Here is a 20,395-nt window from a genome sequence, read left to right on the forward strand (position 1 = left end):
CCGTATGAACGCTGCATGGGAGTGAGGTCACACGATGGCGATCCCGCTGATATCATTCGTGAAATAGCTCACAGAACATAAGAATAAACTATTTCATTACTCCGCTTATGTTGAATAATTTATTCTTAACCCGTCTTTGTGAGGATCGTTATGCAACAGGATGCGCACAAGCGAGCATTAATTGCAGGCTCCATTGGTAACTTTATCGAGTGGTATGAGTTTGCGGTCTACGGTTTTCTGGCGACCGTGATTGCGAAGAACTTCTTCCAGCTTGAGGGAGAGGCGGGACTGACCAGTCTGATCCTCACCTGGGCCTCGTTTGCCATTGCCTTCTTCTTCCGTCCGCTGGGTGCGGTGGTATTTGGCCGCATTGGTGACAGGATAGGCCGAAAACCGACGCTGATTATTGTGCTGGTGCTAATGACGCTCGCCACCACGGCCATCGGCATCGTGCCCGTCTACGCCAGCATCGGCATTGCTGCGCCGCTGATCGTTACGCTGCTGCGCATCCTGCAGGGTCTGTTCGCGGGCGGCGAGTACGGCGGTGCGGTCTCGCTGATGACGGAGTTCGCCCCGCGCGGCAAGCGCGGTCTGTACGGCGCGTGGCAGTCCTTTACCGTGGCGCTCGGGCTGCTAGCAGGCGCAGGTATTGTCGCGCTGCTCTCTACCCTCCTCACGCCTGAAGCCCTGCACGACTGGGGCTGGCGCATTCCATTCTTCCTTGCCCTGCCGATGGGCGCGGTCGCGCTATGGCTGCGGGTGAGCATGGAAGAGACGCCGAGCTTTGTGCAGCAGAAGGAAAAAGCGTTCATTGCTCAGGCCAGTACTTCCGCCACGCTCAAAACCATCCTGATGGGCATTGGCCGCGTGATGGTCTGGTCCGCGGCGGGGTATACCTACCTCGTGATCATGCCGACCTATCTGCAGTCTGCGCTGCACACCGGGTTTAATCAGGCGCTGCTGATAGCGGTGATTTCTAACATTGGGTTTGCGCTCACCATCATTCCGTCGGGAATGCTGAGCGACAGGATCGGGCGGCGAACGGTGATGATTATCGCCACCGTGCTCCTGCTGATCCTCGCCCTGCCGCTGCTGAAAATTTTGCAGGCGGAGTCCAGCACGCTGGCGGTGAAAGCGATAGTGGTATTGATTGCGGGCGGTCTGGTGGGTATGCTGGCGGGGCCGGGCCCGGCGATGCTGTCTGAGATGTTCCCGACGCGCGTGCGCTATACGGGACTGGGGCTGGCCTATTCGTTATCGAACGCGATTTTTTCGGGCTGTGCGGGGTTAATCATTACCGGGCTGATTAAGCAGACGGGCAACCTGGACATTCCGGCCTATTACGTGATGGCAACGGCGGTGGTGAGTATTTTCGCGCTGATGACGCTCAGGAAGGATGACCATTTACGGTCGTTAGAGGAGTGAACCTCAGAGCTGGGGTTTTCACCCCAGCTAAAATTAACCCGCTATGTAGTGGGGAATAAAACGCGAGGTGTCTTTCGTTATCAACGATCCGTCTTCACGAATACCGATTCCGGCAGGTTCATCATCGACCACCCAACTTCCTATCAATGTATAGCTGTTGCCAAAACGCGGTAATGCCTGGAAGCCCTGATAAATCATAGGTTCGTTTGCATAATCACCAGCTTCACTCTCAACAATATTGCGCTGCGCGTCAAAAATAGTCACATTTCCTCCTTCTCGTGAAAAAAGGGGCTTACGGACTAACGGAACGCCATTTGGAATCGACGTTAATTCATCTTCAAACCACGCAGGAAGAAGGTTGGGATGCCCTTCAAAAAAGCGCCACAAAAGGGGTAAAATACCCTTATTGCTGATGACGCTTTTCCAGAGTGGTTCCAGCCATTGCTCTCTTCTGGCACACAGCAGCGGACCATTTTCATCACGCATCATCCATTCCAGAGGGTAGAGCTTAAACGCACGCCGGATAACATTATCGTCAATGTCCGTTAAAAAACCGCCAGTGCCCAGGCCAATATCGTCCATATAGATAAAGCGGGTGTTAAGTCCGGCCTGGACGGCGCAATCTTCCAGATAGAGAAGCGTGCCGCGATCCTCCTCACTCTCTTTGCAGCAGCAGAAGTAGAGTGGAATGTCGGTGGCTAGTTCTGCAAATCGAGCGACAAGCTTATCCTGAATGGAATTAAACTGATCGGCGTCTCGAGGAATGATCCCAGCGCGACGTGCGTCCTCCATCCATTGCCACTGAAAGTAGGCTGATTCATATAGGGACGTCGGTGTGTCGGCATTGTATTCCAGCAGTTTGACACTACCTTCATTAGTCCATACGAAGTCCATACGGCCATACAGTGAAGGATCCTGGCTCTGCCAGCTTTCCGCAATGGCATCCCAGTAAAGCGGCGGGATGGCTAACTGCGTCATCAGTTCTTCACTTTTTACCGCACGATCCACCACATCCAGACACATTTGATGGAGTTCAGCCGTGGGTTTTTCTATTCGTTCTTCAATCTGCTGTAACGTAAAGCGGTAGGCACGGCTCTCATCCCAGTAAATTTCATCGTCGATAATATGAAAATGAAAACCATGGTCGCGGGCAATTTTGTCCAGCCCCGGACGAATAGGAACGTCATGACGTAACATAATTACCCTCCCCAGCTTCCACGGGCACTGGATGAGCGCCCATATCCACCCCGAGAGATTGTTGATACGCGCTTTGTTGTATAGCCCATTTGACTGCCGGCCTGCTTACCGGAGTGCCAGACATAGGATGAAGAATTTCGCCACACGGGACGGGAAGAGTAAAATGAACCTCCACTTGTATACCTGTACCCTTCATCAGCGTCTTCTCTGACTTTTTTATTAAGTAAAAATCCTGACAGAACCGGTATCCAGCTATTTTCGATATTGTCGTAATAGCAGTTCTCGAATTGACGTATGCAGTCTTCCCTTGACATATTTTTCGGCATATCTGCTTCAAATTTAGCTTTCGCATTGTTCCATGCATCGCTGCAAACCTGAGCGCTATTGCCATCGTCAACGCACGCTTGCGGCGATGCGTAAAACACGCCATCACCGTCATTATCATCAGCCGAACTATCGCACCCCTTCAGGGCGATAAATGCTGCACCGCCCATAATTGCCAGCGTCAAATACTTCCCGCTTTTGCGCTTTGAGGGTGAAGAGCGGAACGCTGCATCTTGGCTTCCTGATGCAGATCGAATCGGACTAGACTTCCGTGTTTTTTTCTTTTTAGCCATGTTCATTTATTACCATGTCATGCAGGCAGCATTTAAGATCCCGCCAGCCAGTGCTGCCATCCCCATAAATAAACCTGCGGCGTAGTGGCGGTTAACGATTTTTTCACTAATGTTCGGCATATAAATGCGTACGCAGCCATACACCAGTAATTGTACGACTAGCGCAACGCATCCCCATATCAGGTAATCCGGCATGCTAACCGAGTTTACGGCAGCGCTGGACAGAGGAATCACATACCCCAATAGCGTGCCACTGAATGCCGCCGCCGCCGCCAGGTTATTTTCTTTAATCAGTTTCCATTCATCATGTGACGTTATTCTTGAGTAGATGAATAAGAATATGACGGTCATCGCCAGACCGGTTAAGAAGTAAGAGAGAAAAGCAAATAATGAACCCAGCATGGTTTACATCCTCAGAAAGTTATCCAACAATGTTTAGCGAAGTGAGTGGAATATCCACACCTACGGCATACGAAAAGATCCACTCTGGCTCGCTATTATCACAAAATGTCTCTTCGCCAGTTAGCAAAAGGTACTCATACAGATCGGCAGTCGCCTCCCTCTGATATGCCATCATGAAATTATGCACATCCCATTTTTCGTTCTGGTTATTTTCAACGTGTTCCAGCAGGTAAACCGGTTCAACGTTCCCCTCCTCATTCTCGTTAAATATTCTTGTCCAGTCTCGTTCATTCCATTGCAGACTGGGTCTGCCAATTAAAGCTGCACCAATCTCTTTTTGCCATTGTTTCTCCGAAGCAATACCAAAGCTATCCTGATAAATAAAAAGCTTAATATCATCAATACTTTCCCTTTCCATACCACCAGTAGTATTTATCTGCAAAAACTCATCACCAGACGTGTAATAACGATAAATACGACAACCCGCGCCAGCTTCAATCACGCTGCTAGCTGCAATCGTATATTCCTCTTCTGGTAGTTGAGTCAAAAAACGGGCGGACAGTCGAAATGTCAGCGTATCAAGTGTAAACGCCGCACGTTGATGTAATCCCAATGGGCCACGCATTACTGGCTGAGGTGTTTTATTAAATAAATTAAAAAATAAGTTCCGCATGACTTTTCCCTATGTTCTGCCAGCACACCTCATTCGACGAAATGCGACTATTGCCGATTAAATGCAACCACATCCCTCCTCTAACCTCTGTGGAGATCTCAGGGTTAAGCTCCATACCACGACCATTTTTACAGTGGCTAATCCCCAGCACCGTCGCATCATGTTGCAGTTTCATGTAATGCATTAACGCACCATAAGGTATACAGGAAACCGATGTGGGTACCATCAGCGTGTAACCCGTATCACCCAGCATCGGGTTCATGATTGACGCTACGGATTGAGAAGAGCCAGGATCCTGGATCGAACGGGAAAGCTGTTCGGCTGAAAGATTGCGAACAATCTCTATTGTCGGGCAATGGGTCTCCAGTAAGCCTGCGTAGCGTTCATCCTCAAGATAAGCAACGATATGGCAATGCGCTGGCGCATCGTTTACCAGTGAGAGTGTGGCCGTAAAGGTTTGTTCATCGGTGCTGGCAAAAATGACTACACATGAACAATTTACTAACCCCATCCGTTTTTGCTCTTTCGGATCGCTGTAATTACTTACTTTGAGAAAATCGACATATAAATTATCGGATAAAGGATGCGCTATATCCTGCTGCTCACACAACACTACGCGACTAAATACCCGCTGCTCATCATAAAGCAGCAATGAGATCATTTTCTCTGTCTGATGACCGCGCCAGCCAATCACCAAAACATGGTTATGTAGTGAACTAAAATTGCCCATTCCTGCTATTCCTTTAGCTAATAATCCCTGTACTAACGCGATGATTTTGCCCATCAATGCGCCGAAAAGCCCAACGCCGATAGGGATTTGCCAGAGAGCTGTGAACAACTTCCCTGCTTCGCTCTGAGGACTCAAATCCCCAAAGCCAATCGTCGCCCCAACCACTGAGCTGTAATAAACAAAATCACTTATCCGGCCAACGAGGGTCGTCTCTCCCAACCAACGAAAGACAATAAAGCAAAGCAAATAATGCCCGGCAAACAAGCACAGCAGCGCTGTCCAGGTAAGCCGGAATAAATGTTGCCTGCAAACATTCACGACCCAGGAGAGAAACATTACAGAGCCTGCGTAAGTTTTAACCGTTCAAGAACCGCCTGTGCGGAGCTTGTTCCTGTGGTACCCACGCCTGCCTGCGCGAGTTTCTCTTCAAGCTCACGTCCATCCGCCACTTTTTCCAGTTGCGCTACCGCATCCAGTTTGGCCTGACGTTCAGCCTGACGCGTCTGAAGTCTTTTTAAAGACTCTGCGGCCGTCGTTACGTTCGATGTTGCTCCGACCGTTGACGTCGTCACGGCCTGTTGCGCCCGCTGCATGGCTTCCGTGGCTTTAACAACCTCCAGCTGCTGTTCAAACTGATTAATACGTTGTGAAGTAATAGCTACGGCTTTTTCAATATTATTTCTTGAGGTTTCAAGAGAGTCCAAAACCTGTGCTTCACGAGTAATGGTATTCTCAAGTCGGGCGATTTCTTCTGCAACCTCGTTTAGCAGCGCAGCATCAATATTCTTGCTCATTCCTTCTATCGCTCGTGACTCAAGATATTGCTTCCGCTCCCGCAACTCGGAAAGCTTGTCATTACTGAGCTTCACCCGGGCAAGCAGATCTACCCGGGATTTGCCTGCTTTATCAAGCTCAGCTTTTGCATCCCGGATGTGCTGCTCCAGCATCCGAACGCCCTGCGCTTCTTCTATCGCTTCATCGGCCTGATTGAGTAGTGATTTACCCAGTGTAAAAAGATTCTTCAAGATGCCCATACCTTTCCCTTACCTGTTAATTTATAAATTCTTGTGTAAGCTCAGCCAAATCCAGTGCATTCGCCGCAAGGGATGTAATTTCCAGAATAATATCCTCAAGAGAAGAACTTACGGATAAGGCACCAAAAGCGACATAATATTCATCATGCTGAATTTGCGAAATTCCAACAGAAGATAAGGGAAGCATTTTTTGATTACGTAATAAGAAGAGGTTGAAGTCAGCCTGGCGCTTAATGTCATTAACAGGACATATATAGGTTTCAATGATAATTTGCTGGGATGTAATAAAAATACTTAATGGCAAATCGCCATATTCATTCATTTTTATAATAAGTACATCATTGTTATTTTTTAAATCAATATAAATATCGCGCCGGCGTGACAATTCATCGGCAAGCGATGAGAGAGACCATCTCATAATTTCATCCATGTGTTAGTTTTAAAGATATTTATAAAAGCCGAAATCACTTCGGTCGTTATATTACCAGCCAGGGCATAAAAAAAGCCACCCGAATTGGGTGGCTTTTTTACAGATTAATAATCAGCTACGCTGGCGCACCGCTTCAAACAGGCAGATACCCGTTGCAACGGAAACGTTCAGAGACGACACGCTGCCCGCCATCGGGATGCTGATCAGCTCGTCGCAGTGCTCGCGCGTCAGACGACGCATGCCTTCACCTTCCGCTCCCATCACCAGCGCCAGACGGCCGGTCATTTTGCTCTGATACAGAGTATGATCCGCTTCGCCCGCGGTACCGACGATCCAGATATTTTCTTCCTGCAGCAGACGCATGGTGCGCGCCAGGTTGGTCACGCGGATCAGCGGAACGTTTTCCGCCGCGCCGCAGGCCACTTTCTTCGCCGTCGCGTTCAGTTGGGCAGAGCGATCTTTCGGTACGATAACCGCGTGCACGCCCGCCGCATCCGCGCTGCGCAAGCACGCGCCGAGGTTATGTGGGTCGGTGACGCCATCCAGAATCAGGAAAAACGGGTTTTCCAGCGCGGCAATCAGATCCGGCAGATCGTTTTCCTGATACTGACGGCCCGGCTTCACGCGGGCAATGATCCCCTGGTGCACCGCGCCTTCGCTTTTCTCATCCAGGAACTGGCGGTTCGCCAGCTGGATCACTACGCCCTGCGCTTCCAGCGCGTGGATCAGCGGCATCAGACGTTTGTCTTCACGACCTTTCAGAATAAACACTTCCTGAAAACGCTCCGGTGCGCGCTCGAGAAGGGCCTGCACCGCGTGGATGCCGTAAATCATTTCACTCATTGATGGTTCTCGTAATAAATATTTCCCCTCTCCCGGTTGGGGAGAGGGTCAGGGTGAGGGGAGAATTATTCCGCCTGCTTTTTCTTGGCTGCGCGCTTCGCTTTTGTCGCGGCAGCGATTTTCTGCGTTTTCGCGGAAGGCTTTTTCGCTGAGCGAGCCTCTTTCTTCGCCGCCTTTGGCTTCTGTTTCTTCTCGCCGCGGAACGCGCTGTCCGGCTCGAAGTTTACCTTTTTGCCCGCCTGGCGACGTTTACCGCTCGCTTTGCCGTTTCCGCCTTTTTTCGCCCTTTCACGCTCGGTTTTACCGACGTTACGCGGTGCGCGCTCGCTGGAGATCAGGCTGAAGTCGATTTTACGGTCGTCCATATTCACGGCTTCGACCTTCACTTCCACGCGATCGCCCAGACGGTAGGTCTGGCCGCCTGATTCGCCAATCAGACGCTGGCCGACCTGGTCGAAGCGGTAGTAGTCGTTATCCAGGCTGGAGACGTGCACCAGACCGTCGATAAACAGCTCATCCAGACGAACGAAGAAACCAAAGCCGGTCACGCTGGCAATCACGCCCTTAAAGACGTTGCCCACCTGATCCAGCATAAAGTCACACTTCAGCCAGTCCGCCACGTCGCGCGTCGCTTCATCCGCACGGCGCTCGGTCATGGAACAGTGCTGACCCAGTTGCAGCACTTCGTCCATGGAGTAGTGATAGCCGCCGGTTTCAGTCGTGTTGCCTTTGTGGCCCTGCTCGTGCGCCAGCAGATACTTGATCGCACGGTGCAGTGACAGATCCGGATAACGGCGGATCGGCGAGGTAAAGTGCGCGTAAGACTGCAACGCCAGGCCGAAGTGCCCCCGGTTTTCCGGATCGTAAATCGCCTGCTTCATGGAGCGCAGCAGCATCGTCTGCAGCATTTCCGCGTCAGGACGGTCGCTAATGGATTCCAGCAGTTCGGCGTAATCGCGCGGCTCAGGCTTGTTACCGCCCGGCAGCTCCAGACCGAGCTCAGCCAGCACGGAGCGGAACGACGTAATGGCTTCCGTGGTCGGCTTATCGTGAATACGGAACAGCGCAGGTTCTTTGGCTTTCTCAACGAAGCGTGCCGCCGAGATATTCGCCAGAATCATACACTCTTCGATCAGCTTGTGCGCATCGTTACGCTGGGTCTGTTCGATACGCTCAATGCGGCGCTCGGCGTTGAAGATAAACTTCGCTTCTTCGCTCTCAAAGGAGATACCGCCGCGCTCTTCGCGCGCCTGCTCCAGCGTTTTGTAGAGGTTATGCAGCTCTTCAATGTGTTTAACCAGCGGCGCGTACTGCTCGCGAAGGTCCTGGTCGCCCTGCAGCATATGCCAGACCTTGGTATAGGTCAGACGCGCGTGCGAGCTCATTACCGCTTCGTAGAATTTGTAGCCCGTTAAGCGCCCTTTGGTGGAGATGGTCATCTCACATACCATACAGAGACGGTCAACCTGCGGGTTCAGGGAGCACAGGCCGTTGGAGAGCACTTCCGGCAGCATCGGTACCACCTGCGACGGGAAGTAGACCGACGTACCACGGCTGCGCGCTTCGTTATCCAGCGGCGTGTGCGGACGAACGTAATAGCTTACGTCAGCAATGGCCACCCATAGACGCCAGCCGCCGCCGCGTTTTTTCTCGCAGTACACGGCATCATCGAAGTCGCGGGCGTCTTCACCGTCGATCGTGACCAGCGGCAGGGAGCGGAGATCCACACGGCCCGCTTTGGACTCTTCCGGTACTTCTTCGCGCAGGTTTTCGATCTGCTCTTCGACCGCTTTCGGCCAGACGTACGGAATTTCATGAGTACGCAGCGCCATATCGACGGCCATGCCGGTGCCCATGTTATCGCCCAGCACTTCGACGATTTTACCGACCGCTTTGGTGCGACGGGTTGGGCGCTGGGTGAGTTCCACCACCACCACAAAGCCCATACGTGCGCCCATCACCTCTTCAGGTGGGATCAGAATATCGAAGCTCAGACGGCTGTCGTCCGGCACCACGAAGCCTACGCCCGCATCGGTAAAGTAGCGGCCCACAATCTGGCTGGTTTTTGGCACCAGCACGCGAACCACGCGCGCTTCGCGGCGGCCTTTACGGTCTGCACCCAGCGGCTGCGCCAGGATCTGGTCGCCGTGGATGCACATTTTCATCTGTTCGGATGAGAGGTAAAGGTCGTCCTTACGGCCTTCCACGCGCAGGAAGCCAAAGCCATCGCGGTGACCAATGACGGTCCCTTTCAGCAGATCGAGGCGTTCCGGCAGCGCGTAGCACTGGCGGCGGGTAAAGACCAGTTGCCCGTCACGCTCCATCGCGCGCAGGCGGCGGCGAAGGGCTTCAATTTGCTCTTCACCTTCAATATTTAATTCAACGGCAAGTTCTTCACGATTGGCGGGTTTTTCGCGTTTTGTTAAGTGTTCAATGATGAACTCGCGGCTGGGGATAGGATTCGCGTATTTTTCGGCTTCGCGTTCCTGGAAAGGATCTTGTGACATGTCGGTTCCTCCGTTGTCAGCTCCGGTGGAAATTTTCTTCATTCCACCAGCAATAATTTATAAAGCGGTTGATTCTCTTCAACCAAATCGGCCAGCGTGTAGTTATCCAGTTCCTTGAGAAAACTTTGCACGGCCTTAGAAAGCGCCTGTTTCAGGCGGCAAGCGGGCGTAATGTGGCAGAACGCGCTGCTGCAGTTCACCAGAGACAAGGGCTCCAGCTCGCGTACCACATCCCCGATACGAATACTCTGTGCCGGTTTACCAAGACGGATCCCTCCATTCTTCCCGCGGACGGCAGCAACGTATCCGGCACGGCTAAGTTGATTGATTATTTTGACCATATGATTACGGGATACACCGTATACCTCTGTCACTTCAGAGATACTGGTCATCTTCCCTTCGGGTAACGACGCCATGTAAATCAGCGCGCGTAAGCCGTAATCGGTGAAACTTGTTAACTGCACATCAACCTCAGGAAAAAGGGAAAACGCGGTTAAACCGCAGAGATATTCATTAATGATGATAAACCAGCCAGATAGTTAGCGGCTAATTTATTTGACAGACGGGGCGAAAAAGCGGAGATCCAGGAGCGGTCGCCGGTTGGCGCTACGCTTATCCGGCCTACGGGTCTCCCCGCAGGCCAGCAGTCACGAAGATTATGCGTCGAACGGGTCGCGCAGGATCATCGTTTCAGTACGATCCGGGCCGGTAGAAATAATATCGATCGGCACTTCGGTCAGTTCTTCAATGCGCTTGATGTAATCCAGCGCCGCCTGCGGCAGGCCGCTACGCTCTTTCACACCGAAAGTGGTCTCAGACCAGCCCGGCATAGTCTCGTAGATTGGCTCAATGCCTTCCCAGTCGTCAGCAGCCAGCGGAGTGGTGGTCACTTCGCGGCCATCTGGCATACGGTAGCCTACGCAGATTTTCACTTCTTTCAGGCCGTCCAGCACGTCCAGCTTGGTCAGGCAGAAGCCAGACAGGGAGTTGATCTGCACTGCGCGACGCACGGCAACCGCATCCAGCCAGCCGGTACGACGACGACGACCGGTGGTCGCGCCAAACTCGTTACCCTGCTTGCACAGGAACTCGCCGGTTTCATCAAACAGTTCGGTCGGGAATGGACCCGCACCCACGCGAGTGGAGTACGCTTTGATGATGCCCAGAACGTAATCCACATAACGTGGACCCAGGCCAGAGCCGGTCGCCACGCCACCCGCGGTGGTGTTAGAAGAAGTAACGTACGGATAGGTACCGTGGTCGATGTCCAGCAGCGTACCCTGCGCACCTTCGAACATGACGAAATCGCCACGCTTGCGCGCCTGGTCCAGCAGATCGGACACATCAACAACCATACCGGTCAGAATGTCTGCAATCGCCATGACGTCATCCAGCACTTTCTGGTAGTCAACAGCGTCAGCTTTGTAGAAGTTCACCAGCTGGAAGTTGTGATATTCCATCACTTCTTTCAGTTTTTCAGCGAAGGTCGCTTTGTCGAAGAGGTCACCGACGCGCAGACCGCGACGTGCAACTTTATCTTCGTAAGCCGGGCCGATACCACGACCGGTGGTGCCGATCGCTTTCGCACCACGCGCTTTTTCACGCGCCACGTCCAGCGCCACGTGATAGTCCAGGATCAGCGGGCAGGCTTCGGAGAGCAGCAGACGCTCACGAACAGGGATACCACGGTCTTCCAGACCTTTCATCTCTTTCATCAGCGCAGCAGGAGACAGCACAACGCCGTTACCGATGATGCTGGTGACGTTTTCGCGAAGAATGCCTGATGGAATAAGATGGAGGACGGTTTTTTCACCGTTGATTACGAGAGTATGGCCTGCGTTGTGACCGCCCTGGTAGCGTACAACATATTTAGCCCGTTCAGTCAGAAGATCGACAATCTTCCCTTTACCTTCGTCACCCCATTGGGTGCCCAGTACGACGACGTTGTTACCCATTTTTTTCAAAATCACCGTTTGCTTAAAAATGGATTCTACCATCGCTTTTTCAGATATACAGCACTTTTTGACCTTAAAATACGCCAATTGCGGCTAGTTTTTGATCAGCCAATCGTTTTCCTCAACATGTAGTAGATAACGATACCGGCAACCACAAGACCACCGCCGAAACGACGCAAAATATTATCCGGCAGCTGGCTCATGGTCGCGATCATACGACGCCACGCGCGCGGATAGAGCATCGGGCCGAGACCTTCCAGCACCAGAACCAGGGCCAGCGCGAGCCAGATCGTTGAATTCATTTTTCATCCTTATAAAAGAAAACCACCGCTCCGTTGGGAGCGGTGGTTTGAATACTCAAACGAGCCTGAGTTTATCGCGTTGCGTTGGTCGGCGTCTTCATATAACGGAAGAAATCGCTGTCCGGGCTGAGCACCATCACGTCCTGGTTGCTCTTAAAGCTATTCTCGTAAGCGCGCAGGCTACGGATAAAGGCGTAGAAGTCTGGATCCTGGCTGAATGCATCGGCAAACAGCTTCGCCGCTTCCGCATCGCCTTCACCGCGCAGGATACGGCCCTGACGCTCTGATTCCGCCAGCGTCTTGGTCACTTCATAGTCCGCTGCCGCACGCAGTTTTTCAGCCTCTTCCTGACCCTGTGAACGGTGACGACGGGCTACCGCTTCACGCTCGGCGCGCATACGGTTGTAGATCGCCTCGGACACTTCCGCTGGCAGGTTGATCTGCTTGATACGCACGTCAACCACTTCGATACCCAGCGCCGCCATACTGTTCGGGTTGATCACCGGCACTTTACCGTTGGTTTCAGCCTGAACGCGTTCGGCCGCTTTAGCAATCGCGTCATCCGCTGCTGGCGTTGCCACTTCGTCTTCGGTGCCCGCTGTACCGGAGTTTAGCGCATCGCGCACTTCCAGGGTCAGACGACCGCGGGAGTCGGTCACAATGTCTTTCACATCAAGACGACCAATTTCAGAACGCAGACGGTCAGAGAACTTACGTTTCAGCAGCACTTCTGCCTGAGAAACGTCACCGCCGCCCGTTGCCAGGAAGTAACGGCTGAAATCGCTGATGCGCCATTTGATGTAAGAATCAACGATCAGGTCTTTCTTCTCTTTAGTCACGAAACGGTCAGCCTGGTTATCCATGGTCTGGATACGCGCATCAAGCGTTTTCACAGACTGAATGAACGGCACCTTGAAGTGCAGGCCCGGCTCGTAAATCACCGGACGTTTGTCGCCATCACGCACGACGCTGCTGAACTGGAATTTGATCCCACGCTCGCCCTCTTTCACCACAAAGATCGAGGTATACAGCACGACCAGTACGATGACGATGATCGCAATAACTGACTTACGCATCCTTATTCCCCCTGACGCTGGTAGTCGTTACGCTGCGCGTTAGCACGGCGTTGGTCCATAATGTCACCATCGTTCGAAGAAGGCGTTGTGTTCGCGCTGGAGCTGCCTGATGAGGCTGGCGGCAGACGCAGCAGGTTGTTCGCTCCGCTGGTGTCTTTCGCTGCCGGTGCAGAACCGCCTTTCAGCATCTGATCCAGCGGCAGAACCATCAGGTTTCCGCCTTTGCTGTCGTTAACCAGCACTTTGCGGGTGTGGCTCAGCACTTTTTCCATAGTCTCGATATACAGACGCTCGCGGGTAATTTCCGGGGCGGCTTTGTATTCCGGCAGGATGCGCGCAAAGCGAGCCACTTCACCCTGAGCTTCCAGGATGGTCTGGGTCTTATACGCACGCGCCTCTTCCAGAATACGCTGCGCCTGACCGTTAGCACGCGGCTGAACTTCGTTGGTGTACGCTTCTGCTTCGCGGATGTACTGCTGTTCGTTTTCACGGGCAGCAATCGCATCGTCAAACGCGGCCTTCACCTCTTCCGGCGGACGTGCAGCCTGGAAGTTGACGTCCAGCAGGGTGATACCCATGTTGTACGGACGAATCGTCTCTTCCAGCTCGCGCTGGGTATCGCTACGAATAACGGTACGACCTTCGGTCAGGATGCGGTCCATGGTGTATTTGCCGATCACACCACGCAGGGCGCTGTCGGTCGCCTGACGAAGGCTGTCATCGGCGCTGGTCACGCTAAACAGATAACGCTCAGGATCCGTCACGCGGTACTGCACGTTCATCTCGACGCGCACCACGTTCTCGTCAGACGTCAGCATCACGCCGGAGGCGGCCAGTTCACGGACGGATTCCACGTTTACCGCAGTCACATCGTCAATGAAGGTCGGTTTCCAGTTCAGGCCCGGCTCAACCAGGTGGCTGAACTTACCGAAACGGGTGACCACGCCGCGTTCTGCTTCTTTAATGGTGTAGAACCCGCTGGCAGCCCAGACGATCACCAGCCCGGCAGCAACGATGCCCACCAGGCGGCCACCTAATTGCGGGCGCGGTCCCTGGCTGGAACTGCCACCCGAGCCAGAACCTTTTCCTCCGCCAAGGCCACCAAGCTTTTTGCTTAGCTTGCGGAAGATATCATCCAGATCCGGCGGCCCCTGCTCGCGACCACCTTTGTTGCCATTTCCCCCAGAGTTGCCGCCTTGATTATTGCTGCTTCCCCACGGGTCGCGGTCTTGTCCGTTATTACCGGGCTGATTCCACGCCATGTATATGCTCCATATTTGTTATGCAAGGGCGAATTTTTCAGGCTTCCCCTTTCTGATCAGACGATATAGTCCGCCAGCGCAGGTTCTTGTTTACAGAGGCGACGCCAGTCAACGATCGGCATACGCACCTGCATCCCCACGCTGCCGTCATCCTCCATCCACTCTTTTTCTATCGCCTGAAGCTGATAAAACCGGCTGCGCAGCCTGCCTTCCTGTGGCGGCAGCCGCAGCGTGTGCTGAGCTACCTCACCGGAAAGACGTTCTGTCAAAGCCTGGAAAAGCAGTGGCACACCGATTCCGGCCTGAGCAGAAAGCCAGACCCGAATCGGTTTGTTCTCTTCATCACGGTCGATACGCGGTTCGAAATCCTCCAGCATATCGATCTTATTCATCACCAACAGGGTGGGAATTTCGTGGGCGTCAATTTCTTCCAGCACCACGTTCACCGCGTCGATGTTCTCCTGCACGCGTACGTCAGCCGCATCAATCACGTGCAGCAACAGAGTCGCCTGACGCGTCTCCTGCAACGTCGCCTTAAACGCCGCCACCAGATCGTGCGGCAGATGGCGGATAAACCCTACGGTATCCGCCAGCACTGTTTCACCCACGTCTGCAACGTCAATGCGGCGCAGCGTCGGGTCCAGGGTCGCAAACAGCTGGTCTGCGGCATACACCTGGGCCTCGGTTATCTGGTTAAACAGGGTGGATTTACCGGCGTTGGTATAGCCCACCAGCGACACCGTGGGGATGTCGGCTTTGGTTCGCGCCCGACGCCCCTGTTCACGCTGTTTCTCGACACGTTCCAGACGTGAGAGGATCTGGGTAATACGGCCACGCAGCAAACGGCGGTCGGTTTCGAGCTGGGTTTCACCCGGACCGCGCAAACCAATCCCGCCTTTTTGTCTTTCAAGGTGGGTCCAGCCACGCACCAGACGCGTCGCCAGATGGCGCAACTGCGCCAGCTCAACCTGCAGTTTCCCCTCGTGGGTACGGGCACGCTGAGCAAAAATATCTAAAATCAATCCCGTGCGATCGATAACACGGCACTCGCAGAGAGCTTCCAGGTTGCGCTCCTGGGCTGGAGACAGCGCATGATCAAACAACACGACTGACGCGCCGGTTGCTTTTACGGCATCCGCAATTTCTACTGCTTTACCTTCACCAACAAAATACTTTGGGTGCGGCGCTTTACGGCTACCGGTAATCACCTGCATTGCTTCGACACCGGCGGAAGAGACCAGAGATTCAAACTCCTGGAGGTCTTCCATATCTTTGTCTTGCGAAAAATAGATGTGTACCAGCACCGCCTGCTCACCGGCATCATAACGGTCAAACAAGCGTAAACCTCTCTAAAAAGATCAGCGGGGAACGCAGGATCCCTGGCTCCCCGTGTGGATAACAGCTAAAACCTTATTCGGTCTCGTCGCTGTCCTGCGCAGGAGCAGAAGAACCCTGCGCGTTGCTGCCATGATGGTAGTTACTGCCTGTGCCGCCGCCAGCGTTATTGCTGTGATGAGAGACCGGACGGGACGGAACAACAGTAGAGATAGCGTGCTTGTAGACCATCTGGCTGACCGTGTTTTTCAACAGGATCACGAACTGATCGAAAGACTCAATCTGACCTTGCAGCTTAATACCATTCACCAAATAAATAGAAACTGGAACACGTTCCCGACGCAATGCGTTCAGGAACGGATCTTGTAAAGATTGCCCCTTAGCCATTCTATCTTTTCCTTATATGCTTGTTTTGTACTTAGAACCTTGCGATTCTGAAAAATTGCGCACGATACGTCTCAATTGTACACATTCAGTGGGCGATATCACCAACAACCTCAATCACATCGTTTAACGCCTGTTGCGGTTTTTCACTGTCTAACCAGTGAACCCCCTCCCAACCGCGCAACCAGGTGATCTGGCGCTTCGCTAACTGTCTCGTGGCGCAAACACCTCGATAAACCATTTCATCGTATGAAATCTCACCTTCAAGATACGACCACATCTGGCGGTATCCCACACAACGAACGGAAGGCATATCCGTATGCAAATCTCCACGGGCAAATAGCGCCCGCACTTCTGCTTCAAAATCTGAAGCCAACATCTGATGAAAACGCTGCTCAATTCGTTGATGGAGCAGTTCACGGCTCGCCGGGGCGATGGCGAACTGATGCACCTGATACGGCAGAGCGTCTCCTGACGTTTGCGTCAGTTCCGTTAAAGTTTTACCCGAAATGAAAAAAACTTCCAGTGCCCGGGAAAGCCTTTGCGGATCGTTTGGATGGATTCGCGCCGCCGCAACCGGGTCAATCTCTGCCAGTTGCTTATGCAATGCGTCCCACCCCTGCTCTGCCGCCTGCTGCTCAATCTTTGCTCTGATTTCAGGATCTGCAGAAGGTAAGGGTGACAAACCTTCGAGCAGCGCCTTGAAGTAGAGCATGGTTCCGCCAACCAACAGCGGTATACGCCCCGCCCCCGTTATCTCGGCCATCTCAGCCAGGGCGTCCCGGCGGAAATCCGCTGCGGAGTAAGCCTCTGCCGGGTCGAGAATATCCAGTAAACGGTGCGGTGCCGCACGCAGTTCGTCTGCGCCGGGCTTCGCCGTGCCGATGTCCATCCCTCGATAGATGAGGGCGGAATCAACGCTAATCAACTCTACAGGCAAAACTTTACGTAACTCAATGGCTAACGCTGTTTTGCCAGAGGCCGTTGGGCCCATTAAAAAAATTGCCTTTGGCAGGCTCGCCTTGCTTACGTCAGTCATGTTTCAGGGCGGTCATCGCCGTTTTTAAATCAACAGGTTGTAATAACCCACCCGGCGGCGCTTTCACCAACTGTGGGCAGAGGCGTTCCACCTCCGCCAGCACGGTAATCGCCTGCGCCATACTCCACGGTGAATGTTCGCTGGCCAGATGGCGGGCGATCCACTGCGCGGTGTTGGCAGCCTCCAACGATGTTTGCTGCGCCAGGTAGCCTATCAGTTCAGGAATCAAGTTTTGTAAATTTTGTTGGCGTAAGGGTAAAGGCACTGCGCGAATTGTCACATGTTGTGGTTCGAGCACAATTTCAATGCCCATTTGCGCCAGCTGGGCCTCTGCACGCTGCAATACCCTTGTTTCTTCAGCGGATATTTTCAGGCGAACCGGGATCAATAACGGCTGCGCACAGGCCGCATGTTCCCCCGGCGTCAGTTGCGCCTGCTTGAGCCAGCGTTCGGCAACCGGCAGCGCCAGAAGCAGCAGTTTGCCGTCGCGCTCAAGCAGGGCCATATCCGGTGCGATAATCGTCAGCACCCGGCCAAAACTCTGGCTATGGCCTTCAAGGGAAGGTGACGCCACCGAAACGTGCTCTTTGCGCTCGACTGCGGGCGTTTCCAGCAGTTTACGGTACAGCGCCCCCTGCTGCTTCTGATAGCCGGGCTGAGCGTTCGGGTAGTTCACGCCCGTCGGACGCGGCGCGGCACCTGCAGAGGAGAAACGCGGGGCGTCTGGTTCACGCGCGACGGCAGGCTCCGCAAAATGGTTGCGGCCCGCAGCAACACGGTTTTCCGGAATGGGGCGCGGTGCGGAGTCTTCTTTTTCCAGCGGCAGCGTGGGTTCAAGCTGCTGTTGCAGCACGCTCAGCACGCCCTGGTAGATAAAATCATGCACCAGACGCGACTGATGGAACCGTACTTCATGCTTGGCAGGATGGACGTTGACATCCACCTGATGCGGGTCGATCTCCAGATAAAGCACAAAGGCCGGTTGCTGATCGGCCCCGAGCTTGTCTTCGCAGGCCTGGCGAATGGCGTGGTTAATGAGGCGATCGCGCATCATGCGGCCATTCACGTAGCAATACTGAATTTCAGAATACGCCGCGCTACTGGCGTTCGGATCGGCCACCCAGCCGCGTAAAGCCAGATCGCCGTGCTGCCACTCGATAGCCAACGCCTGCTCCAGGAACGGCGTCCCGCAGATAGCGCCTAACCGTCGCTCTTTCTGACCACCTTCAGCCACCGCGCGGTACTGGCGCATCACCTTGCCGTTATGGCTGAGGTTGATGGTGACGTCGAAACGGGCGAGCGCAATTCGGCGGATGATCTCGTCGATATGGCCGAACTCGGTTTTTTCGGTACGCATAAACTTGCGGCGGGCGGGAGTATTGTAGAACAGGTCCAGAACTTCCAGCGTAGTACCGACAGGGTGCGCCGCGGGTTTGACCGTGACGTCCATATCCCGCCCTTCAGCGTAAGCCTGCCAGGCTTCCTGCTGTTCAGCGGTGCGGGAGGTCAGCGTTAAACGAGAAACCGAGCTGATACTGGCCAGCGCTTCGCCGCGAAAACCGAGGCTGATAATCGCTTCCAGGTCATCCAGAGAGGCAATTTTACTGGTGGCATGACGCGCCAGCGCCAGCGCCAGCTCCTCTTTTTTGATGCCGCAGCCGTTGTCGCGAATGCGGATAAGCTTTGCGCCGCCGCGTTCGATATCAATATCAATGCGGGTGGCGCCCGCATCGAGGCTATTTTCAACCAGCTCCTTCACCACCGACGCAGGGCGTTCCACCACCTCACCGGCGGCGATTTGGTTCGCGAGCTGCGGCGGCAGAACCTGAATCGGCATGAAATCTCCTTAATTTGTGGCGGTCAACCCACCCGGCTGCGCGGCGCTGGCCGTCTGGGCTGCTCCGCCCTGCGGCGCGGACTGCAGAGGATGCGCCTCAAAATATTTACGTAAACCGTTATAAATCGCTTCGGCAATTTGCTGCTGATAGCTGTCGCTGCCCAGCAGGCGCTCTTCACTGTTATTGCTGATAAAGCCCGTCTCTACCAGAATTGACGGAATATCCGGCGAGCGCAGAACGCCCAGGCTCGCATGTTCAGGGCGGCGCTTATGCAATGCCCCGATGCCCTGCAACTGGTTCAATACGTTAGTGGCGACATCATACCCGACGCGCTGAGAATGACCGAACTGTAAATCCAGCACCGCCTGGCTGAGGTATGGGTCAGACTGGCTGTTTGCCAGCACATCACCCGCGCCGCCTAACAGTTCAGACTGTTTCTCATGCTCTTCCAGCCAGTTGGCCATTTCGCTGTTTGCCCGGCGGTTCGACAGGACCCATACCGAGGCGCCCGTCGCGTTACGGTTCGGCGCGGCATCCGCGTGAATGGAGACCAGGAAATTGGCGTTTTGCTTACGCGCCACGTCTGAGCGGCCCATCACAGAGATAAAATAGTCGCCGTCGCGGGTTAGTACGCCTTTAAACATCGGATCATCGTTTAACAGCGTCCGCAGCTTGCGGGCCACCGCAATAGTGACATTTTTCTCTCGCGTGCCGCCCGGGCCAATCGCTCCAGGATCCTGTCCACCGTGCCCGGCATCAATGGCGATAATCACTTTGTCACCGCTGACCGTACGCCGTGCGCTGACCGCCGGACGCGTTACCGTGTTACTGCTGGTTGCCGCGGTGATGCGATCGTTCTGCGATTTAAACGGATTACGCGCAGGTTCCGATGGGCGAGGCATATACACCGGCTCTTCCACGCGTTTCGCGACAACCGGTGGCGGCGGAGGCGGCGGAACATCGGCATTGATGGTGAAGACCACCGTATAGTTCGCCCCGTTTTGCTGCTTCACCGCCTTCGTTTTGCCCTTTTCGGTCAGATCGACCACCAGGCGCAGCGACTGGCTGTCCTGAGGGGTACCCGAGCGGATACTTTTCACCAGGTTGTTACCGCTGAACCGCAGCGGTAGCCCCTGGATCACGCCTGTCTGTTTGATATCCAGCGCCACGCTGTGGCTGTCTGGCTGTGAAAACGCGTATTCAGGGTCGCCCATAAAGCTGAACGTAATCCGCGCCTGGCTTTCGCCGTTTGACACCTGAATATCCGAAAGGCTTGCCGCCCCGGCCTGCGCGCACAGCAGCACCGTCGCAGCCAACACCCAACCTTTAACGCGACTAATCATCCC

20 protein-coding genes are annotated in these 20,395 nt (G+C 54.0%); 1 reads left to right on the forward strand and 19 read right to left on the reverse strand.

Going from position 1 to position 20,395, the window contains the following annotated elements; translation table 11 throughout:
* The first annotated feature begins 150 nt into the window (after window positions 1-150).
* The gene (locus tag IM294_RS11175) at window positions 151-1,425 is read left to right on the forward strand and encodes an MFS transporter (RefSeq protein ID WP_049138533.1); all 1,275 of its coding nucleotides are present in this window, start codon (window positions 151-153) and stop codon (window positions 1,423-1,425) included.
* Window positions 1,426-1,458: 33 nt separating this feature from the next.
* Here IM294_RS11175 and IM294_RS11180 read toward each other — a convergent pair whose 3' ends face one another.
* The 19 genes from IM294_RS11180 to amiB form a co-directional block, all read right to left on the reverse strand.
* The gene (locus tag IM294_RS11180) at window positions 1,459-2,622 is read right to left on the reverse strand and encodes a glutathionylspermidine synthase family protein (protein WP_048960993.1); all 1,164 of its coding nucleotides are present in this window, start codon (window positions 2,620-2,622) and stop codon (window positions 1,459-1,461) included.
* A gap of 2 nt (window positions 2,623-2,624) precedes the next feature.
* Window positions 2,625-3,239: a DUF1190 domain-containing protein gene (locus tag IM294_RS11185; RefSeq protein ID WP_072058719.1), complete on the reverse strand. Its 615-nt coding sequence runs from the start codon at window positions 3,237-3,239 to the stop codon at window positions 2,625-2,627.
* A 9-nt stretch (window positions 3,240-3,248) separates the two neighbouring features.
* Window positions 3,249-3,641: a DUF350 domain-containing protein gene (locus IM294_RS11190; protein ID WP_047052621.1), complete on the reverse strand. Its 393-nt coding sequence runs from the start codon at window positions 3,639-3,641 to the stop codon at window positions 3,249-3,251.
* Window positions 3,642-3,660: 19 nt separating this feature from the next.
* On the reverse strand, window positions 3,661-4,314 hold the full coding sequence (locus tag IM294_RS11195; RefSeq protein ID WP_047366974.1) for a DUF2491 family protein: 654 nt from the start codon (window positions 4,312-4,314) through the stop codon (window positions 3,661-3,663).
* Window positions 4,295-5,380: a potassium channel family protein gene (locus IM294_RS11200; protein WP_069733200.1), complete on the reverse strand. Its 1,086-nt coding sequence runs from the start codon at window positions 5,378-5,380 to the stop codon at window positions 4,295-4,297. The genes IM294_RS11195 and IM294_RS11200 overlap by 20 nt, the downstream gene beginning before the upstream one ends.
* Complete coding sequence (locus IM294_RS11205) at window positions 5,380-6,078, reverse strand: PspA/IM30 family protein (protein WP_047364102.1); 699 nt, start codon at window positions 6,076-6,078, stop codon at window positions 5,380-5,382. Before IM294_RS11205 ends, IM294_RS11200 begins: the two co-directional genes overlap by 1 nt.
* Before the next feature lie 16 nt (window positions 6,079-6,094).
* The gene (locus IM294_RS11210) at window positions 6,095-6,496 is read right to left on the reverse strand and encodes a YjfI family protein (RefSeq protein ID WP_126817976.1); all 402 of its coding nucleotides are present in this window, start codon (window positions 6,494-6,496) and stop codon (window positions 6,095-6,097) included.
* A gap of 123 nt (window positions 6,497-6,619) precedes the next feature.
* The gene (gene rlmB / locus IM294_RS11215) at window positions 6,620-7,351 is read right to left on the reverse strand and encodes a 23S rRNA (guanosine(2251)-2'-O)-methyltransferase RlmB (RefSeq protein WP_069733202.1); all 732 of its coding nucleotides are present in this window, start codon (window positions 7,349-7,351) and stop codon (window positions 6,620-6,622) included.
* 65 nt (window positions 7,352-7,416) lie between these two features.
* Window positions 7,417-9,858 carry a ribonuclease R gene (gene rnr, locus IM294_RS11220; protein WP_028015257.1) on the reverse strand — a complete coding sequence of 814 codons (2,442 nt, stop codon included), beginning with the start codon at window positions 9,856-9,858 and terminating at the stop codon, window positions 7,417-7,419.
* 38 nt (window positions 9,859-9,896) lie between these two features.
* Window positions 9,897-10,322 carry a nitric oxide-sensing transcriptional repressor NsrR gene (gene nsrR, locus IM294_RS11225; RefSeq protein WP_028015256.1) on the reverse strand — a complete coding sequence of 142 codons (426 nt, stop codon included), beginning with the start codon at window positions 10,320-10,322 and terminating at the stop codon, window positions 9,897-9,899.
* A 192-nt stretch (window positions 10,323-10,514) separates the two neighbouring features.
* On the reverse strand, window positions 10,515-11,813 hold the full coding sequence (locus IM294_RS11230; RefSeq protein ID WP_006178975.1) for an adenylosuccinate synthase: 1,299 nt from the start codon (window positions 11,811-11,813) through the stop codon (window positions 10,515-10,517).
* A gap of 104 nt (window positions 11,814-11,917) precedes the next feature.
* The gene (locus tag IM294_RS11235) at window positions 11,918-12,115 is read right to left on the reverse strand and encodes a DUF2065 domain-containing protein (protein ID WP_003855996.1); all 198 of its coding nucleotides are present in this window, start codon (window positions 12,113-12,115) and stop codon (window positions 11,918-11,920) included.
* A gap of 71 nt (window positions 12,116-12,186) precedes the next feature.
* Window positions 12,187-13,191, reverse strand: coding sequence for a protease modulator HflC (gene hflC / locus IM294_RS11240; RefSeq protein ID WP_028015255.1), 1,005 nt, complete (start codon window positions 13,189-13,191; stop codon window positions 12,187-12,189).
* Window positions 13,192-13,193: 2 nt separating this feature from the next.
* On the reverse strand, window positions 13,194-14,453 hold the full coding sequence (hflK, locus tag IM294_RS11245; protein WP_028015254.1) for an FtsH protease activity modulator HflK: 1,260 nt from the start codon (window positions 14,451-14,453) through the stop codon (window positions 13,194-13,196).
* Between the two features lie 56 nt (window positions 14,454-14,509).
* A complete protein-coding gene (hflX, locus tag IM294_RS11250) occupies window positions 14,510-15,790 on the reverse strand; it encodes a ribosome rescue GTPase HflX (RefSeq protein WP_023331851.1) in 1,281 nt (426 codons plus the stop codon).
* Between the two features lie 73 nt (window positions 15,791-15,863).
* Complete coding sequence (gene hfq, locus IM294_RS11255) at window positions 15,864-16,175, reverse strand: RNA chaperone Hfq (protein WP_013095287.1); 312 nt, start codon at window positions 16,173-16,175, stop codon at window positions 15,864-15,866.
* Between the two features lie 85 nt (window positions 16,176-16,260).
* The gene (gene miaA, locus IM294_RS11260; protein WP_126817977.1) at window positions 16,261-17,211 is read right to left on the reverse strand and encodes a tRNA (adenosine(37)-N6)-dimethylallyltransferase MiaA; all 951 of its coding nucleotides are present in this window, start codon (window positions 17,209-17,211) and stop codon (window positions 16,261-16,263) included.
* Entirely contained in the window at window positions 17,204-19,048 is a 1,845-nt protein-coding gene (gene mutL / locus IM294_RS11265; protein WP_126346000.1) for a DNA mismatch repair endonuclease MutL, read from the reverse strand. The genes miaA and mutL overlap by 8 nt, the downstream gene beginning before the upstream one ends.
* 9 nt (window positions 19,049-19,057) lie before the next feature.
* Entirely contained in the window at window positions 19,058-20,392 is a 1,335-nt protein-coding gene (gene amiB / locus IM294_RS11270; protein WP_126817978.1) for an N-acetylmuramoyl-L-alanine amidase AmiB, read from the reverse strand.
* Window positions 20,393-20,395: the final 3 nt, after the last annotated feature.

It is taken from the genome of Enterobacter cloacae complex sp. P43RS (assembly GCF_014930585.1).
Taxonomy (GTDB): domain Bacteria; phylum Pseudomonadota; class Gammaproteobacteria; order Enterobacterales; family Enterobacteriaceae; genus Enterobacter; species Enterobacter bugandensis.

Excerpts from the sequence above, each read along its gene's own strand:
- IM294_RS11175 (WP_049138533.1), top strand. The coding sequence starts at position 151 with ATGCAACAGGATGCGCACAAGCGAGCATTAATTGCAGGCTCCATTGGT.
- IM294_RS11180 (WP_048960993.1), bottom strand. The coding sequence starts at position 2,622 with ATGTTACGTCATGACGTTCCTATTCGTCCGGGGCTGGACAAAATTGCC.
- IM294_RS11185 (WP_072058719.1), bottom strand. The coding sequence starts at position 3,239 with ATGGCTAAAAAGAAAAAAACACGGAAGTCTAGTCCGATTCGATCTGCA.
- IM294_RS11190 (WP_047052621.1), bottom strand. The coding sequence starts at position 3,641 with ATGCTGGGTTCATTATTTGCTTTTCTCTCTTACTTCTTAACCGGTCTG.
- IM294_RS11195 (WP_047366974.1), bottom strand. The coding sequence starts at position 4,314 with ATGCGGAACTTATTTTTTAATTTATTTAATAAAACACCTCAGCCAGTA.
- IM294_RS11200 (WP_069733200.1), bottom strand. The coding sequence starts at position 5,380 with ATGTTTCTCTCCTGGGTCGTGAATGTTTGCAGGCAACATTTATTCCGG.
- IM294_RS11205 (WP_047364102.1), bottom strand. The coding sequence starts at position 6,078 with ATGGGCATCTTGAAGAATCTTTTTACACTGGGTAAATCACTACTCAAT.
- IM294_RS11210 (WP_126817976.1), bottom strand. The coding sequence starts at position 6,496 with ATGAGATGGTCTCTCTCATCGCTTGCCGATGAATTGTCACGCCGGCGC.
- rlmB (WP_069733202.1), bottom strand. The coding sequence starts at position 7,351 with ATGAGTGAAATGATTTACGGCATCCACGCGGTGCAGGCCCTTCTCGAG.
- rnr (WP_028015257.1), bottom strand. The coding sequence starts at position 9,858 with ATGTCACAAGATCCTTTCCAGGAACGCGAAGCCGAAAAATACGCGAAT.
- IM294_RS11230 (WP_006178975.1), bottom strand. The coding sequence starts at position 11,813 with ATGGGTAACAACGTCGTCGTACTGGGCACCCAATGGGGTGACGAAGGT.
- IM294_RS11235 (WP_003855996.1), bottom strand. The coding sequence starts at position 12,115 with ATGAATTCAACGATCTGGCTCGCGCTGGCCCTGGTTCTGGTGCTGGAA.
- hflC (WP_028015255.1), bottom strand. The coding sequence starts at position 13,191 with ATGCGTAAGTCAGTTATTGCGATCATCGTCATCGTACTGGTCGTGCTG.
- hflK (WP_028015254.1), bottom strand. The coding sequence starts at position 14,453 with ATGGCGTGGAATCAGCCCGGTAATAACGGACAAGACCGCGACCCGTGG.
- hfq (WP_013095287.1), bottom strand. The coding sequence starts at position 16,175 with ATGGCTAAGGGGCAATCTTTACAAGATCCGTTCCTGAACGCATTGCGT.
- miaA (WP_126817977.1), bottom strand. The coding sequence starts at position 17,211 with ATGACTGACGTAAGCAAGGCGAGCCTGCCAAAGGCAATTTTTTTAATG.
- mutL (WP_126346000.1), bottom strand. The coding sequence starts at position 19,048 with ATGCCGATTCAGGTTCTGCCGCCGCAGCTCGCGAACCAAATCGCCGCC.
- amiB (WP_126817978.1), bottom strand. The coding sequence starts at position 20,392 with ATGATTAGTCGCGTTAAAGGTTGGGTGTTGGCTGCGACGGTGCTGCTG.